The organism is Streptomyces sp. NPDC053513, from assembly GCF_044544765.1.
GTDB classification, from domain to species: Bacteria; Actinomycetota; Actinomycetes; order Streptomycetales; family Streptomycetaceae; genus Streptomyces; species Streptomyces litmocidini.
Window position 1 is genome coordinate 146,630 of the sequence record NZ_JBITXP010000015.1, and the last position, 15,280, is coordinate 161,909.

Below are 15,280 nucleotides of genomic sequence, written 5' to 3' on the forward strand. Positions count from 1 at the left end.
ACTACGGCCCCGGCACCGGCGTCGGGCGGGAGGCCGCCAGGAAGCGGGCATTCCGGAAATGGGGCGCCCCCGCGGCGACGGGAGGGACCCGGCACGGTACGGTCCCTCCCACGGCGCGTCGAGCAGGTACGTCTCCGCGCCGGTTGGAGGGAACTCGATGCGCAATTCCATGCTGCGGCGCGTGGCCACGGTGGCCACGACGCTGGGGCTCACCTCGCTCGGCCTCTTCGGCGCGGGCGCGGCGCCGGCGCAGGCCGCGATCAGCGACTGCCCGTCCGGCTACTTCTGTGCCTGGAAGTCCGACAACGGCACCGGCACGATGTACAAGACGAACGCGAACCGGGCGACGCTCGGGACGTGGGACAACACGTTCAGGTCGGTCGTCAACCACACGAACAAGTTCGCCTGCCTCTACGACTCCCCGAACTACGACGTCAACAGCGGCACCTCCGTCTGGGCCCCGGACACGCGGGGCACGGAGTGGGGCTACCCGGGGAACAGCGTCAGCTCGATCAAGCTCGTCCCGACCGAGCGCGAGTGCGTCCTGCCCCCGTACCCGGAGTGGGGGGCGTACACCTCCCCGACGGCGGCGGGCTTCGGCGACATGAACGCCGACAGGAAGTCGGACGTCATCGTCCGCGACAAGGCCGGCCGCCTCTGGTACCTGCCCGGCGACGACACCGGGCGCCTGATCGGCACCGGTGGCTGGAACGCCATGAGCGCCCTCACCCGGCACGGCGACTTCACCGGCGACGGCCGCGAGGACGTCGTCGCCCGCGAGGCGTCCACGGGCAAGCTGTGGCTGTACCCGGGCACGGGCACCGGCGCCGTCGGCACGCGGAAGCTGATCGGCTCCGGCGGCTGGAACGCCATGGACAGGATCACCGCCTTCGGCAACCTGACCGGCGACGGCCGCTCGGACCTCGTCGCCGTCGAGAAGTCCACGGGCAAGCTGTGGCTGTACCCGGGCACCGGCACCGGCCTCGGCGCGCGGAAGCTGATCGGCTCCGGCGGCTGGAACGCGATGAACGCGCTGGTCGGCGCCGGTGACATGAACGGCGACGGCCGGCCCGACCTGATCGCCCGCGAGGCGTCCACGGGCAAGCTCTGGTTCTACCCGGGCACCTCGACCGGCGGCGTCGGCTCCCGCGTCCTGATCGGCAGCGGCGGCTGGAACGTCATGGCGTCGTTCCTCGCGGTCGGCGACTACAGCGGCGACGGCCGCAACGACCTGGCGACGATCACCACCAGCAGCTACGTCGGCGAGGGCTGCCGGGGCGTGGGCTGCCTGGTCCTCTACACGGGCAAGGGCACGGGCGCGCTGAACGCGGGCGCCCCGGAGGACGCCAACTGGATGGGTCTGAACGGCGCGTTCTGACCGGTGACCTCGACGAGGGCCTCCACCCCGGACCGGGGTGGAGGCCCTCGTCGTTCACAGCGCCGCGACGAAGGCGCCCCAGGCGTCGGGGGAGACCTCGAAGGTGGGGAGGGTGGTGTCCTTGGAGTCACGGACGTGGACGGAGTCGGGGCAGGAGGCGACCTCGACGCAGTTGCCGCCCTGGTCGCCGCTGTAGCTGCTCTTGAACCAGTTGAGGTCGGTGCTCATAGCTCTCGTGCCACCTGTTCGATGAGTCGTGCGGAGTCCTCCGGAGTGAAGGCCTGCGCCCGTAGTGCGCTGTAGCGGGCGAAGCAGTCCCCCACGTCCGGCTGTTCGCTGAGAAAGTACCTGCCGCCCTGTCCCTCGACATAGACGAGTTGCCCCCTGCGCTCCTCGGTCTCCAAGAGGATGAAGGGACCGTTGAGTCCGGCATGGGTCCACCGATTCTCCGGCATCACCTGGATGGTGACATTCCGCAGGTCGGCGCGCTCGCGTACGTGCAGAAGGTTCTTCCGGAGCACGTCCGGCCCGCCGAGCGGCTTGGTGAGGGCCGCCTTCTCCAGGACGAACGTCACCAGGGGTGCGGGCTTGCGGAAGAACATCTCCTGTCGTTTGATGCGGGCGGCGACTCCTGCCTCTATGTCCTCGTCCTCCAAGGCCGGGACGGCGCAGTGGAAGACGGCCCGGGCGTATTCCTCGGTCTGGAGGGGGCCGGGAATCAGATGCGTCTCGTACATGTGAATGCCCGCCGCCCTCGCCTCCTCCTCCAGGTAGTCCTCGAACCACGCGGCGACGCCGCTCGCCGTCACCTCCTCCGCGACCTCCAGAAGTGCACCTTGTGCACTCAGGAACGGGTCCGCGATCTCGACGAACCGCCCCCTGGGGCGCCGCTGCCCGCGTTCGATCATCGCCACCTGGGACTTGGAGTATCCGGTCTCCTTGCCCAGTGCCTCCTGCGAAACCCCGGCCCGCTCCCGGTAGAAGCGCAGAAGGGCGCCGAAGGCCTTCGCGGCTCCCTGGCCCTTCCTGTTCTCGTTGTTCACACCCGACCTCCCGAGTGCACAGTCCTGCACAACCGGACTGTGTCGCTGGTCACAGGAGACCACGGCCTCCAAGCTGGCCGCATGAATCTGCGCAAGTCGCTTGACAGCGTGCCCTCTTGGGTGCCCGCGTCCGGTCACGCCCTCCGTCACGCCGGGGTCCACTTCGATGCCGTACGGATCGGGGGTTTCCTCGGCGAGGACGTGGCGTACCGCCTGATGGAGTTCACGGACTTCCAGGCGGGACCGATCGTCCGTGAGGCGACGGGGGAGAGGAACCACTACTTCCTGTTGCCGCCGCAGACCGCCGCCGCGCACGCGTGGCCGGCTCCGGCGCGGGCGCTGAGCCGGAATGGGCGGGGACAGGCGTTCGTCGGGATTCCGGCGCTGCACGGGGTGACCTGGCCGCTGGACTGGAGGTCCCGGCCGACCATCGAAGATCCGTTCGTGGAGCCGGAGTTGTTGCATCGCATGGTGAAGTGTGCGCTACGGTGATCGCATCATCACGCTCCGTGAAAAATGGAGCGGCCCCCGGTGGTGCGCCAACACCAGGAATCCGAGGGCCTTCACTACCAGTGGATCTGGAGTCCACCAGAAATGCTTAGGCATGCTATCGCTCCGGTGCGGAGCTTCACCAAGGCTTCGAACGGTGTCGTGCGTCATCCGCGTCTGAACAGCGACGCGAAGATCCTCCTCCTCTACGTCCAGGGCCTCCCCGAGACCGACGCTGCCAAGCCGCTCGGGGAGCATGCCGCCGACCTGGGCATGCGCCCCCGGGCGTACCACCGGGCGAGGGAGTTCCTGACGGCGAGCGGGTACCTCCACGAGTGGAAGTGGCAGACCCATCGTGGGCATTGGATGACCGAGCAGCTGCTCTCGAACGTCACCCTCACGCGTGAGGAGGCGAATGCGATTCGGGCGGCGGCTCCGGCCGAATCGCGGGATGACGGGGGACCGACTTCCGGTTTTCGGGGTGTCCGGCACCCTGCACCTCAAAAACCGGTAGAAGAAGACGGAGAGAAGACTTCTCCCCACCCACCCACCGAAGAACCGGCGCCGAAGCCGAAGCCGGAAACGAAGCCGGATCCGGAAGCGGGCTCCACACCCGAAGCCGCCGAGGCCGAACGCCTGTTGCTGTCGCTCCGGCATCAGAACCGGGACCTGCTGCTCGGCGTCCGGGAGGCCCGTGGTCTGGCCGAGATGGCGGCGGAGTGGCTCCGGCGCGGGGTGTCCGTCGCGGACCTCCGGCACGCCCTGACGGCCCATCTGCCGCGTGGCGGCGTCCGTTCGGCGGCCGGGTTCCTGCGCCACCGCCTGACGGAGAAGCTCCCGGTCCCGCTGCCGCCCGCGAGGCCCCAGGAGCGTCCGGCGGAAGCCGCCCGGCCGGGCCTGGTGACCTGCGAGGGATTCGGCGGCGAGCACGTCTTCCGGCCGGTCGGCGACGAGACGCACTGCGGCAACTGCCGCATGGAACTGGCCCGTCGGGCCAACGGGATCCAGCTCCGGGAGCCCGCTGCCCGTCCCTCCTGGAGGACACGGGTCGACCAGGTGAGGGCCGAGGGCGCCGTTCCCGGCACGTGAACGAGGGCGGCGCCTCGGCTCCGCCCTCGGTGTCCGGTCCTGCTGCCGTGACTAGAGGCCGCCGACCTTGACGGGGAACTTCTCGATGACGGCCATCACCTTGGCCGGGTCGTCCGGGTGGACCAGCTCGACGGGCTTCTCCAGCTGGTAGAGGTCGCCCCGGGGCGGGAACTGGGTCAGCTTGGCGAGGAGGACCATCGGCTGCTTGGTGACCAGGATCAGAGGCTCTTCCTCGCCCCGCTCGACGACCAGCGTGAAGCTCGTGACCTCGCGGAGTTCGTACGCGGGCGGGAACTTCTGGGTCAGCGTCAGGGTGCTGGGCGCGTCGGTGTCGACGTCGTTCTGCTCGATGGTGAGGGTGCCGCCGTCCGGCAGCTCCGCGCTCATCCTGTGTCCGACGGTCCGCAGCCGGACGGAGTCCGTCGGGTTGTCGGGGTTGACGTCGACGCGGTGCTTGATGCCGCCCCGGAAGTCGGCGGTGAGGAGGGTGCCCTCGATCTGCATCGGGACGTTGACGGCGAGGCGGGAGCAGGGGATCTCGGCGCCGATCGGAGGGAGTCCAGGAGTCATCTCGATGGCCTTACGTAGGAGGGGGGTTACCCGGGCCATCCAAGGGGGTGCGCACCTGCCCCGCGCACGATTCACCCCATCGTGGGCCGGTCCCGCGCCGGAGGGCGGCGCGTCCCCGTTCAGTCGTCGCAGTCGATCGCCCCTCCCTCGACGTCCGCCGTCGCCTCGACGCGGAAGCCCGAGCCGGTGGCGAGCTCGGGGGGAACGGGGCCGCTCTCCCAGGCGAGGGTCGTGGGGGTGAGGGAGGAGACGGTCAGGATCGTGGGGGTCCCGTCCACGCTGCGGGTGAAGCACAGGTCGATCGGCATGTCGGGGACCGAGCGGCCGGTCGAGCCGGGGCGCCAGCCGTCGCGGGCCGCCGCCGTCCGGTAGTGCCGGATCACCTCGGCGGGGGTGCCCGAGAAGGCGTACGTGCGGTCGGCCTGGACCGAGGCGTAGCCGCTGTCCTCCCAGCAGCCCGCCTCGACGCCCTCGTACCCCCGGGGCTCGGTGGCCCCCTTCGGCGGCGTGTCGAGGAGGGCGATCGACCGGAGCTGCTCCACCCGTTCCCCGCTGCCCTCGCAGTCGGTGAATCCCATGGCGGCCGTGAGCGCCGAGCAGCCGCCGAGGCCCCCGGCGGTCAGGGCGACCGCGAGCAGCAGGGCCGTTCTCGTGCGGATCGTACGTATCGGCAAGGTCGTCTCCCTGTCGGATCCTGCCCGCGGGCCGGCGGGTGCGGTGACCGGGACCCGGTCGGTTCGGCGACCGGCCGGCCCCGTCAGTCCTCTCCGTCGGAGAACGACGCCGAGGCCGTCAGTCCCTCGACGAACGTCCGGAAGTCCCGGGCCAGCGGCAGTTCGCTCGCCTCGTCGGCGTCGAACCACGTGACGGACGGCTCCCCGTCTCCGCCGCACGTCCGGTAGTCGAGCGCGATCCACGTGTGCCCGTCGCCGGAGAGCAGGACCAGGGGCGACGGCAGCCCCCACTCCTCCACCAGGGACGGCGAGTCGAGGAGCGAGAGGTGCCGGCCGCCCTCCTCGGCGATGCCCATCAGCAGGTCGAACGGGACGTGGTCGTCGCTCCACGAGGTCGGTGCGCCCGTGGGGTACGCGTCCCACGCGTCCGCGACGACACCGCCGTCGCGGTCCCGCAGGAGGGCGAGCAGCGACGCCGGCAGCCGGACGCCGAGCCGGTGCTCGGCGTCCCGTACGGCCGCGTCGGTCAGCGGCGGCGGGTCCCCGTGCGGGTCCTCGCCCCAGAACGTCGCCCTCACCTCGTCGAAACGCGTCACGCGCGCATCCTAGGGAAGACCGCGCGCGATGGAGGACGGCGGGGAAACCGGCGGGGGCTCCGTACGGGCGCCGACCCGCCCGCCTACCCCTTGCTGACCGCCGCCAGGATCTCCGGCAGGCGTCCCGCCGTGCGCGGGGCCGCCAGTTTGAGGCCCGCGAGGACGAGGAGCGCGCCGTAGAGCGGGCCCGCCGGGAGGAGGAGCCACAGCAGGGACTGCTGGTCGGAGACGTGGAGGTAGATCGTCGCGGCGATGAGCGGGGCGCTCAGGACCGCCGCCGTGATCATGCCGCCGAAGATCGAGATCCAGGCCAGCCCGGCCTGTCCCGGCACCACGTTCTTGTAGCCGCTGTCCTGGGGGACCGAGTACGGGAAGCGCGCCGAGGTCACCGCGCCCGTCCCGACCATCGCGCCGAGCAGGCCGAACGCCAGGCCGAGGCCCTCGGGGAGCTTCGTCCAGTCGCCGAGGACGGCGGCCGTCACCACGGTCACGAACACCGTGTACGGCACGGTGACCGACAGCAGGGCCAGGGCCCGCGCCCGGAGTTCGGCGTACGCGTCGGCCGGCGTCGCGATGGTCTGCGCGACCATCCAGAACGCCGAGGTGTCCTGCCCGAACTGGTTGTACATCAGCATGCCGAGCATGCCGGAGGCGAAGCAGGCGAAGTAGATCGAGCCCGCGCCCTGGAAGGCGTTGAAGATCGGCACGATCAGGCCGATGGCGAGCGAGGTCACCCACGCCGCCTTCGTCTTCGGGTCGCGCCAGGCGTACCGCAGGCTGCGTTCCATGACGGCGCCGGTGCGCCCGGCCGGGAGGAGCCGGGCGAGCAGCCCCGTACCGCTCTTCCCGCCGGCCTTCGCGTCGGCGGCCGCGCCGATCGTGGAGCCGTCCGGCTCGACCATCAGCCGCACCAGGCTCCGCCGCCACCAGTACACGAGCGCCACGAGGGCCGCCGCGGTGAGCAGCAGCCGGGCCGCCGCCACCGCGTGGTCGCCCCGGCTCGCGGAGTCGACGGCGCCGATCGCGGCGGCCGGCGGCAGCCAGCCGACGACGGACGCCGCCGGCTCCAGGGGGCCCAGGCCCCCGGCCCGGCCGAGCCGCTGGGCGCCGAAGTTCACGAGCTGCATGCCGATCGCGATGACCAGACCGCTCAGCAGGGCCAGGTCCCGGCCCTTGCGGGAGGTGAGGAGCCGGATGTTGGCGGCGGCCACGGACCGGGACAGCGCCACGCACGTCACGGTCGAGAGCGGCACGGCGAGGACGGCGACGACGGTGCCGGCCGCGCCGTGCGCGAGGGACAGGGCCGCGCCCAGGGTCAGGAGGAAGGTGAGGACGGGCCCGACGCCCACGAGGGAGGCCACGAGCAGCGCCCGCACCAGCGGCCGGGGCAGCAGCGGCAGCATCACGAGCCGCGAGGGGTCCAGGGTCTCGTCACCGCTCGGGACGAACAGCGGCATGACCGTCCAGGACAGCGCGAGGACGCCGGTGACGAGGACCGCGACGGTGACGGCGGACGCGTGGCCCCGCAGCAGGACGAAGCCCAGCACCATGCCGGCGGCGAAGAGGGCGCCGAGGACGATCGACGTGATGTACGCGGCGGTCCGCCCGCCGGACTGCCGCAGCCCGTTCCGCAGCAGCGACAGCTTGAGCCGTACGAAGACGGACGTGAGGGACGGGGCGGCGGCGGAGGCGGTGGTGTCGGTGCTCATCAGCGGGCCCCGCCCGGGCCCGCCCCGCCGCCGAGCCAGTCCAGCGAGTCCCCGGCCGCCTCGCGGCCGTTCGCACCGACGAGCTCCAGGAAGGCCGCCTGGAGGGAGGGCGCGGAGCCCCGGACCTCGGCCAGCGTGCCCTGGGCCCGGATCCGGCCGGCCGCCATGACGGCGACCCAGTCGCAGAGGGACTCGACGAGCTCCATGACGTGGCTGGAGAAGACGACGGTCGCGCCGGAGGAGGTGTACCGCTCCAGGACGCCGCGGATGGTCTGCGCGGAGACGGGGTCGACGCCCTCGAAGGGCTCGTCGAGGAAGAGGACCTCGGGGTTGTGCAGGAGCGCGGCGGCGAGGCCGATCTTCTTCCGCATGCCGGTCGAGTAGTCGACGACCAGCTTGTTCTGCGAGCCGGTCAGGTCGAGGACGTCGAGGAGCTGTGCCGCCCGCTTGTCGACCTCGGCGCCGGGCAGACCGCGCAGCCGGCCGCTGTAGGCGAGGAGTTCACGGCCCGAGAGGCGCTCGAAGAGCCGCAGGCCCTCCGGCAGGACGCCGATGCGGGCCTTGACCCGGGCGACCGAGTCGGGGTCGGCCCACACGTCGTGTCCGGCGACGAGGATCCGCCCCTGGTCGGGCCGCAGCAGGCCGGTGATCATGGAGAGGGTGGTGGTCTTGCCGGCTCCGTTGGGTCCCACGAGTCCGATGAACCGGCCGGCGGGCAGGACGAGATCGATCCCGTTCACCGCGATCTGCTGCCCGAAGCGCTTCCACAGCCCCTCGACGCGCACGGCGGGCGCCGCACCTTCCCCCGGTGCGGCGCCCCTTCTGTCGAACGCTCCGTCAAATGCCTGGTCAGGCATGTTCCGTCAACCCTTCGGTGGTCCCCGTCATGCTTACGGGGACCACCCTACAAACGCGGTCGACGGCGCCTCCGGGTCACTGCGCGCGGCTGCGGGCCTCCGCCGCCTCCCGGCCGCACGCGTACGCGAGGGGGCTGATCAGCTCCTCCGCGTCCGGCAGCCAGCGGTTCGCCGGGGTGGGGCGCCGCGCCCACTGGACGGCGCCGAAGCCGCCGATCCGGGTGGGCGGGGCCGCCACGTAGTGGCCCTCGCCGCGCGTGGCGAGATCGATGGAGGCGGGGGCCCAGCCGAGCTTGCGGACGAGGTCCGGGACCTTGGCGGCGGCGCCGGGGAGCACGAAGAAGTACATGCGGCGGTCCGGGGTGCAGGTCACCGGGCCGAGGGTCAGCTCCATGCGCTCCATGCGGGCGAGGGCCAGGAAACCGGCCGACTCGGACACCTCGATCGCGTCGAAGGTGCGGCCGGTCGGGAGCAGGATCGACGCCTTCGGCGTCTTCGACCACATCCGGCGCGCCCCGACCCCGCTGCCGGTCGCCTGGGTCGACCAGTCGGGCCTGACGGCGTGGGCGCCGGGCACGGCGCACGCGTCGGCGCCGCAGGAGCAGCGCTCCCTGCCTTCGACGGCTTCCAGCCAGGTCCCGGGAAACACGTCCCAGTGCCGCTCTTCCGCGTACCGCACGGCGCTGTCCAGCAGCTGCTCGCCCCGCTGCTTGGGGATCTGTGCGGCTTCCGTGACTCCCATGGTCTCTTCCACGGTGAGCACAACTTCCCACGTCACCAGGGGTTACGGGCGCGGCGGTCGACGTGTTGACGCATCGATCCTGCACGCGGGGCGCATGGGTGCACTGGCGGGGGCGCGTGGCGGGCCGGGGAGCGGGGGTGGGTACGGAGAGGTGGGGGCGCCGGTCGCGGGACGGTTTCGTCCGCGCGGCCGACGTGTCCGGTTTCGCGTGTTCACATCTGCATTGACCGGATATCAACCGGGCAGTGATCTCTTCTCTGGTGATCACCGCACGGCCTCAGGGGGTATTCATGGCAGCCAGGCCACTCGTTCCGCGTCAGCTCAACGAACGGCTCCAGGCGCTCATCCAGGAAGCCGGCTGCTCCAACGCCGGCCTCGCCCGCAGGGTCAACATGGTCGGCGCCGAGCGCGGCCTCGACCTGCGTTACGACAAGACGTCGGTGGCGCGCTGGCTGCGCGGCCAGCAGCCGCGGGGCCGGGCGCCCGGCATCATCGCGGAGGCGCTGGGCCGCAAGCTGGGCCGCACGGTCACGATCGACGAGGTCGGCATGGCCAACGGCCGCAACCTCGCCGCCGGGGTGGGGCTGCAGTTCGCCCCGACCGTGCCCGGCGCGATCGAGCAGGTCTGCGAACTGTGGCGCAGCGACGTGGGACGCAGGGAGTTCCTGAACGGTTCGGCGGTCGCGGCCTCCGCCCTCGTCGAGCCCAGCAGGGACTGGCTGATCACGGGTCCCGACGCGCACGTGGCCCGGACGGCGGGGGCCCGCGTCGGGGTCGCGGACGTCGCGGCCGTACGGGAGACGACGGCCGCGCTGGTCGACCTCGACCGGCGCTTCGGCAGCGGCCACGTGCGACCGGTGGTGGTGCACTACCTCAACAGCGTGGTGTCGGGGATGCTGTCGGGCTCGTACCGGGAGGCGGTCGGACGGCAGCTCTTCGCGGCGGTCGCCCGACTGACCGAGCTCGCCGGGTACATGGCGGTGGACACCGGCGAACCGGGCCTCGCGCAGCGGTACTACATCCAGGCGCTGCGGCTCGCGCAGGCGGCGGGGGACCGGGGGTACGGCGGCTATGTGCTCGCCGCCTCGATGAGCCACCTCGCCGCGCAGCTCGGCAACCCGCGGGAGATCGCCCAGTTGGCGCGGGCGGCGCAGGAGGGGGCGCGCGGGAAGGTGCCGCCGCGCGCGGAGGCGATGTTCCTCGCGGCGGAGGCGCGCGGGCACGCGCTGATGGGCGACGCGCGCGCCTTCGAGTCGGCGGCGGGCCGTGCCGCGCGGGCACTCGACCGGGCCGATCCGGAGGCGGGCGACGACCCGGTGTGGATCGCCCACTTCGACGCGGCCTACCTCGCGGACGAACTGGCGCACTGCCACCGGGACCTGGGGCAGGCGGAGGCGGCGGCGCGGGCGGCGGAGGAGTCGATCGCCGGGCATCCGGAGTCACGGGCGCGGCGGCGCGCGATCGGCCTGGCGCTCCTGGCCTCGGCGCAGGTCCAGCAGCGGGAGGTGGAGCAGGCCTGCCGGACGGGCACGCAGGCGCTCGAACTCCTCGGCACGCTGCGGTCGTCACGGGGCGCGGAGTACCTGGAGGACCTGAGGGAGCGCCTGGAGCCGTACGCGGGGGAGGCGGTGGTGCGGGAGTTCGGCGCGCGGATGGAGCTGTACGCGGCGTAGGCGGCTCTCGACGCCCCGGCCCTTTTCGTGAACGGGTTGTGTAACCGGTCTCACACGTGTGTGCGGAGCCCTGTCGGCACCCGGTAGCGTGAGCCGACGATTCCGTAGGTTTATGGGTGGGAGTCCCGGTGACGCAGAACGGACAGGGTCCGGAGCATGGCGGCGGTCAGCCGTGGGGCGGCGCCTGGGGTCCCGCCGGGGGCCAGGCGGGCGGGCAGCAGGGCGGGCAGCCGCTGCCGCCCGCGCAGCCGCTGCCCCCGGAGGCGCCGCCGGGCGCCGCCGACCTGCAGTCCACCCAGTACCTGCCGCCGATACCCCCGCAGCAGGGCCCGCCGCAGCCCGGCTACGGCTACCCGGGGCCGGCCGCCCCGGCCGCCGCCGACATGCAGGCGACCCAGCACATCGCGCCGGTCCCGGGCGGGATGCCGCCGGTCCAGGGCGCGCCGCAGCCGGGGTACGGCTACCCGCCGCCGGCCGGGGCCTCGGACGCGACCCAGTACATCGCCCCGGTGCCGCCGCAGCAGGGCGGGGGCTCCGACACCCAGTTCCTCGGCACGGGCCCGCTCGCCCACCAGGGCCAGGGACCCGCCCCGGCCGGCGCCTCGGACGCGACCCGGTACATCGCCCCCGTACCGCCGCAGACGCCCGGTGAGCGGCAGCCGCCCGCCGAGTTCGACAGCCTCTTCCGTACGGAGGCCCCGCGGCCGCCCCAGCAGCCGCACGCGCCGCAGGGCTACCAGCAGCCGGCCCCGGCCCCGTACCAGCAGCAGCCCCAGCACCACCAGCCGCCGCAGCCCCCGCAGCAGCAACAGCAGTACGCCTACCAGGACGCCTACTACGACGACGAGCCCGAGCCGCGCCGCAGGTCGCCGCTCGCGCTGATCGCCGCCGTCGTCGTCGGCTGCGCGGTCGTCGGCCTCGGCGCCGGGATGCTGCTCAGCGGCGGCGACGAGGAGAAGGACCCCAAGACCCCCGGGCAGAACGTGGCGGCGAGCTCCGCCGCGCCCTCCACCGGGGCGCCCGCGCCCACGGAGAAGCAGGCCGACCCGGCGGAGCCGCAGGCGCAGGAGCTCAGCAAGCTGCTCGCGACCAGCAGCAGCAGCCGTCAGACGGTGATCAGCTCGGTCGCGGCCATCAACCAGTGCAAGGACCTCGACAAGGCCGCGGCCGACCTGCGGGGCGCCGCCGAGCAGCGCCGGGGGCTGATCACCCGGCTCCAGGCGCTGTCGGTCGACAAGATCCCGGACAACGCGGCGCTGACGGCGGCGCTCACCAAGGCCTGGCAGGCCTCGGCCGCCGCCGACGACCACTACGCGGCCTGGGCCGGCCAGATGAAGGGCAAGAAGGCCTGCAAGGGCGGCCACGCCCGGTCGACCAGCCAGAAGACGGCGGGGGACGCGAAGAGCGGCGAGGCCACCGACGCCAAGAAGACGGCGGCCGGGCTGTGGAACCCGACCGCCGCGAAGTACGGCCTGGAGAAGCGGAGCTGGTCGCAGCTCTGACCGGGCTCGGGCCCTGTCCGGCCCCGAACCGCCGGACAGGACCTACGGGGCGCTGAGGACGGTCTCGCCGACGTCGACGAAGCCGGGCTTCTGCGCCACGAGCCGACCCTGGCGGACCACCTGGAAGGTCACCTCGCGGTTGACGATCCGGGTGAAGCCGGGGGCGCCGAGCATGTCCTCGTACTTCCAGCGCAGGCTGGGGGTGAGGCCGCCGGTGTCGATCCGCTCGCCCCGGTCGAGGGAGTGGCTGATGTCCTCGGCCGTGATCGTGTCCTTCCGGAGGGCCTCGACGACCTCCTTGAGGACCGTGTAGGCGATCCAGGTGGTCTGGACGCCGGCGTCGGCCGGGTCGACCCGGTTGTCGGCGAAGGCGTACTCCTGGATGACCTTGCGCATCGGCGCCCAGCTCTTGTCGCCCGCCTCCGGGTACCAGCCGGTGACGAAGGCGCCCTCGAAGGGGCTGTGGGGGCCGCCGGTGCGGTCGATCACGGGCTGGTCGACGCTGCCGAGGACCGAGGAGATCCGGACGGCGTCCTTGTCCCGCTTCTCCTCCTCCTGCCCGGGGAGGCGGCGGAAGGAGTCGAAGAAGGTCTGGGTGCGCTCGCCGAGGACGGCGGTCACACAGCCCTTCTCGCCGCCCGCCCGGGTGCGGGCCCGGTCCGCCTGTTCGGTGTACTCGGCGGCGTCCTCCAGGGCCGGGATGTCGACGGCGCCCCGGTGACTCGCCTTGTGCAGGCCGGAGTCGAGGAGCTCGGGGAGCCTGTCCCCCGCGGTGGTGTCGGGGCGGACCAGGGAGACCCGGTCGCAGGAGCCGGCGAGCTGCATGCCGTGCCCGGCGACGAGGGCGGCCACTCCGCCGTTCACGGGATAGGAGAGCGGGCTGGTGAACTCGTCCTCCGCGATGCCGTAGCCGCCGATGTACGGGATGCCCGCGGCTTCCAGCGGGGCCATGAAGGCGCGGCCGTTCTGGCTGTACGAGCCGACGACGGCCACCGCCTTCTCGCGCACGGCCCGGCGGGCGCAGGCGGCGGCGCCCGCGGTGGTGTTCTGCTCGTTGCAGGTCAGGACGCGCAATTCGTGGCCGTCGATGCCGCCCCGGGCGTTGACCCAGCGGGCGTAGGTCTGTGCCATGGCGGGCATTCCGGGCATGTTGGTCGCCCGGGTCTGGTCGGGAGCCCAGGTCATCACCGTGACGGGCTCCCTGGAGCCCCCCGTGGCCCCAGGGAGCACGCCACACCCGGTGAGGAGCGACGCTCCGGCCGCCGCTGTCGTGACGTACGCGAGGAGTGAGGTCAGTCGCCTACCGGTCATGGGCATGCACATTTCCGCCTCATGGGTAACGCGGGAGTGTGCACGGTTCAACGGTGGGTGACGTGAAGGTGAATTGCGGGGGCGGGCGACCGGACGGGGGAGGGGGCGAGTCCGCTTACCGGACAAGGGAACGTACGATCGAAACGTGTCCAGTCCAGTCACCGGTCAGGTCCCCGGTTCGGTTAACTCTTCCCGTCGCGGCCGTCGCTCCTCCACCATGGGCGGCATGCCGCTCAACGACATGCCGTGGTGGCGCTGGCGCAGCAACGTGCGCTCGGCGCTGCACATGCTCTCCGACCCCGTGTTCCACGAGACCGCCTGGCTGGCCGGCCAGGAGGGGTACGGCGACGTCACCGACGCCGTCTACCGCCTCGTCGAGGACACCTGGCTCGACAACTGGTCCGCCGAGAAGTACGTCGGCGCGATCTTCCGGGACTCCGGCGAGGCCGCCCTCGTCGACGTCGCCGTCCTCCGGGTGCTGCGCATCATGCACCAGGTCGGACCGGACGCCCCCGTCACCGCGTACGTCGCCCACCCCGGCTGGCCGGAAGCCGTGCGCGCCGCCCGCGAGGCACACGTACGGATGGCGCGGGCCGACGGCGAGGACCCCGACACGCCCCCGCGCTCCCTCGACGTGCTGCGCATCATGACCCGGTCCTGAGGCGTTCCGCCTGACGGACGTCCGTCTCCCGGTCGGGCGTCGTATGGCAGGCTGGCAGGATGACCGACCAGTACGTCCTCACCCTCTCGTGCCCCGACAAGCAGGGCATCGTGCACGCCGTGTCGAGCTACCTCTTCATCACCGGCTGCAACATCGAGGACAGCCAGCAGTTCGGAGACCGTGACACGGGTCTCTTCTTCATGCGGGTCCACTTCTCCGCCGAGACGCCGGTGACGGTCGACAAACTCCGGGCGAGCTTCGCCGCCGTCGGCGACTCCTTCGCCATGGACTGGCAGATCAACCGCGCCGACCAGCCCATGCGGGTCGTCCTCATGGTCTCCAAGTTCGGCCACTGCCTGAACGACCTGCTCTTCCGGTCGCGGATCGGGGCGCTGCCGGTGCAGATCGTCGCGGTCGTCTCCAACCACACGGAGTTCGAGGAGCTGGTGGGCTCGTACGGGATCCCGTTCCGGTACATTCCGGTGACGAAGGAGAACAAGCCGGCGGCGGAAGCGGAACTCCTGGACCTCGTCCGCTCCGAGAACGTGGAGCTGGTCGTCCTCGCCCGCTACATGCAGGTCCTCTCCGACGACCTCTGCAAGCAGCTCTCCGGCCGGATCATCAACATCCACCACTCCTTCCTCCCCAGCTTCAAGGGCGCCAAGCCCTACCACCAGGCGCACGCCCGCGGCGTGAAGCTCATCGGCGCCACCGCGCACTACGTGACGGCCGACCTCGACGAGGGCCCGATCATCGAGCAGGAGGTCGAGCGCGTCGGCCACGAGGTGACGCCGGACCAGTTGGTGGCGATCGGGCGGGACGTGGAGTGCCAGGCGCTGGCGCGGGCGGTCAAGTGGCACGCGGAACGCCGAATCCTCCTGAACGGCCGCCGCACGGTCGTCTTCACCTGACCCCCCGGGGGGCGGCGCCCCCGCCGGGGCGGTGCCCCCGCCTACCTGCCGTGTGCCCGCGCTTGCCGGGGCGGT

16 protein-coding genes are annotated in these 15,280 nt (G+C 72.2%); 7 read left to right on the forward strand and 9 right to left on the reverse strand.

Annotation, left to right across the window (positions count from 1 at the left end; translation table 11 throughout):
- The first annotated feature begins 157 nt into the window (after positions 1-157).
- The gene (locus ACIGW4_RS25050) at positions 158-1,378 is read left to right on the forward strand and encodes an FG-GAP-like repeat-containing protein (RefSeq protein WP_399582931.1); all 1,221 of its coding nucleotides are present in this window, start codon (positions 158-160) and stop codon (positions 1,376-1,378) included.
- Between the two features lie 54 nt (positions 1,379-1,432).
- Here ACIGW4_RS25050 and ACIGW4_RS25055 read toward each other — a convergent pair whose 3' ends face one another.
- Together ACIGW4_RS25055 and ACIGW4_RS25060 are read right to left on the reverse strand one after the other, a co-directional pair.
- A complete protein-coding gene (locus ACIGW4_RS25055) occupies positions 1,433-1,606 on the reverse strand; it encodes a DUF397 domain-containing protein (protein WP_399582932.1) in 174 nt (57 codons plus the stop codon).
- Positions 1,603-2,421 (reverse strand): helix-turn-helix domain-containing protein, encoded by an 819-nt coding sequence (locus tag ACIGW4_RS25060; protein WP_399582933.1) that lies wholly within the window; start codon positions 2,419-2,421, stop codon positions 1,603-1,605. Before ACIGW4_RS25060 ends, ACIGW4_RS25055 begins: the two co-directional genes overlap by 4 nt.
- A gap of 81 nt (positions 2,422-2,502) precedes the next feature.
- Here ACIGW4_RS25060 and ACIGW4_RS25065 point away from each other — a divergent pair, with 81 nt between their 5' ends.
- Entirely contained in the window at positions 2,503-2,913 is a 411-nt protein-coding gene (locus ACIGW4_RS25065; RefSeq protein ID WP_399582934.1) for a hypothetical protein, read from the forward strand.
- A 24-nt stretch (positions 2,914-2,937) separates the two neighbouring features.
- Entirely contained in the window at positions 2,938-3,999 is a 1,062-nt protein-coding gene (locus tag ACIGW4_RS25070; RefSeq protein ID WP_399582936.1) for a hypothetical protein, read from the forward strand.
- Between the two features lie 51 nt (positions 4,000-4,050).
- Here the strand turns inward: ACIGW4_RS25070 and ACIGW4_RS25075 are convergent, their stop codons facing one another.
- The 6 genes from ACIGW4_RS25075 to ACIGW4_RS25100 form a co-directional block, all read right to left on the reverse strand.
- Positions 4,051-4,569 (reverse strand): hypothetical protein, encoded by a 519-nt coding sequence (locus tag ACIGW4_RS25075; RefSeq protein WP_398710026.1) that lies wholly within the window; start codon positions 4,567-4,569, stop codon positions 4,051-4,053.
- Positions 4,570-4,688: 119 nt separating this feature from the next.
- Positions 4,689-5,243 (reverse strand): hypothetical protein, encoded by a 555-nt coding sequence (locus ACIGW4_RS25080; RefSeq protein WP_399582937.1) that lies wholly within the window; start codon positions 5,241-5,243, stop codon positions 4,689-4,691.
- A gap of 83 nt (positions 5,244-5,326) precedes the next feature.
- Complete coding sequence (locus ACIGW4_RS25085; RefSeq protein WP_398710029.1) at positions 5,327-5,839, reverse strand: SMI1/KNR4 family protein; 513 nt, start codon at positions 5,837-5,839, stop codon at positions 5,327-5,329.
- Positions 5,840-5,922: 83 nt separating this feature from the next.
- Complete coding sequence (locus ACIGW4_RS25090; RefSeq protein WP_399582939.1) at positions 5,923-7,548, reverse strand: transporter; 1,626 nt, start codon at positions 7,546-7,548, stop codon at positions 5,923-5,925.
- On the reverse strand, positions 7,548-8,405 hold the full coding sequence (locus ACIGW4_RS25095; RefSeq protein WP_123454428.1) for an ABC transporter ATP-binding protein: 858 nt from the start codon (positions 8,403-8,405) through the stop codon (positions 7,548-7,550). Before ACIGW4_RS25095 ends, ACIGW4_RS25090 begins: the two co-directional genes overlap by 1 nt.
- Positions 8,406-8,481: 76 nt before the next feature.
- Positions 8,482-9,147, reverse strand: coding sequence for a bifunctional DNA primase/polymerase (locus ACIGW4_RS25100; RefSeq protein WP_123457432.1), 666 nt, complete (start codon positions 9,145-9,147; stop codon positions 8,482-8,484).
- 290 nt (positions 9,148-9,437) lie between these two features.
- On the opposite strand from ACIGW4_RS25100, the gene ACIGW4_RS25105 reads away from it, so the two are divergent.
- The gene (locus ACIGW4_RS25105; protein WP_399582941.1) at positions 9,438-10,820 is read left to right on the forward strand and encodes a transcriptional regulator; all 1,383 of its coding nucleotides are present in this window, start codon (positions 9,438-9,440) and stop codon (positions 10,818-10,820) included.
- 128 nt (positions 10,821-10,948) lie between these two features.
- Positions 10,949-12,322 carry a hypothetical protein gene (locus ACIGW4_RS25110; RefSeq protein WP_399582943.1) on the forward strand — a complete coding sequence of 458 codons (1,374 nt, stop codon included), beginning with the start codon at positions 10,949-10,951 and terminating at the stop codon, positions 12,320-12,322.
- 42 nt (positions 12,323-12,364) lie between these two features.
- Here the strand turns inward: ACIGW4_RS25110 and ACIGW4_RS25115 are convergent, their stop codons facing one another.
- Positions 12,365-13,633 carry an ABC transporter substrate-binding protein gene (locus tag ACIGW4_RS25115; protein ID WP_123457433.1) on the reverse strand — a complete coding sequence of 423 codons (1,269 nt, stop codon included), beginning with the start codon at positions 13,631-13,633 and terminating at the stop codon, positions 12,365-12,367.
- A gap of 217 nt (positions 13,634-13,850) precedes the next feature.
- Between ACIGW4_RS25115 and ACIGW4_RS25120 the strand changes: the two genes are divergently transcribed.
- Together ACIGW4_RS25120 and purU are read left to right on the forward strand one after the other, a co-directional pair.
- Entirely contained in the window at positions 13,851-14,294 is a 444-nt protein-coding gene (locus ACIGW4_RS25120) for a hypothetical protein (RefSeq protein WP_123454432.1), read from the forward strand.
- A 59-nt stretch (positions 14,295-14,353) separates the two neighbouring features.
- Entirely contained in the window at positions 14,354-15,205 is an 852-nt protein-coding gene (purU, locus tag ACIGW4_RS25125; protein WP_399582945.1) for a formyltetrahydrofolate deformylase, read from the forward strand.
- The last annotated feature ends 75 nt before the right edge of the window (positions 15,206-15,280 follow it).

Bases quoted from the DNA above. Each gene is read 5' to 3' on its own strand.
- ACIGW4_RS25050 (WP_399582931.1), top strand. From the start codon at position 158: ATGCGCAATTCCATGCTGCGGCGCGTGGCCACGGTGGCCACGACGCTG.
- ACIGW4_RS25055 (WP_399582932.1), bottom strand. From the start codon at position 1,606: ATGAGCACCGACCTCAACTGGTTCAAGAGCAGCTACAGCGGCGACCAG.
- ACIGW4_RS25065 (WP_399582934.1), top strand. From the start codon at position 2,503: ATGAATCTGCGCAAGTCGCTTGACAGCGTGCCCTCTTGGGTGCCCGCG.
- ACIGW4_RS25070 (WP_399582936.1), top strand. From the start codon at position 2,938: ATGGAGCGGCCCCCGGTGGTGCGCCAACACCAGGAATCCGAGGGCCTT.
- ACIGW4_RS25075 (WP_398710026.1), bottom strand. From the start codon at position 4,569: ATGACTCCTGGACTCCCTCCGATCGGCGCCGAGATCCCCTGCTCCCGC.
- ACIGW4_RS25090 (WP_399582939.1), bottom strand. From the start codon at position 7,548: ATGAGCACCGACACCACCGCCTCCGCCGCCGCCCCGTCCCTCACGTCC.
- ACIGW4_RS25095 (WP_123454428.1), bottom strand. From the start codon at position 8,405: ATGCCTGACCAGGCATTTGACGGAGCGTTCGACAGAAGGGGCGCCGCA.
- ACIGW4_RS25100 (WP_123457432.1), bottom strand. From the start codon at position 9,147: ATGGGAGTCACGGAAGCCGCACAGATCCCCAAGCAGCGGGGCGAGCAG.
- ACIGW4_RS25105 (WP_399582941.1), top strand. From the start codon at position 9,438: ATGGCAGCCAGGCCACTCGTTCCGCGTCAGCTCAACGAACGGCTCCAG.
- ACIGW4_RS25115 (WP_123457433.1), bottom strand. From the start codon at position 13,633: ATGACCGGTAGGCGACTGACCTCACTCCTCGCGTACGTCACGACAGCG.
- ACIGW4_RS25120 (WP_123454432.1), top strand. From the start codon at position 13,851: ATGGGCGGCATGCCGCTCAACGACATGCCGTGGTGGCGCTGGCGCAGC.
- purU (WP_399582945.1), top strand. From the start codon at position 14,354: ATGACCGACCAGTACGTCCTCACCCTCTCGTGCCCCGACAAGCAGGGC.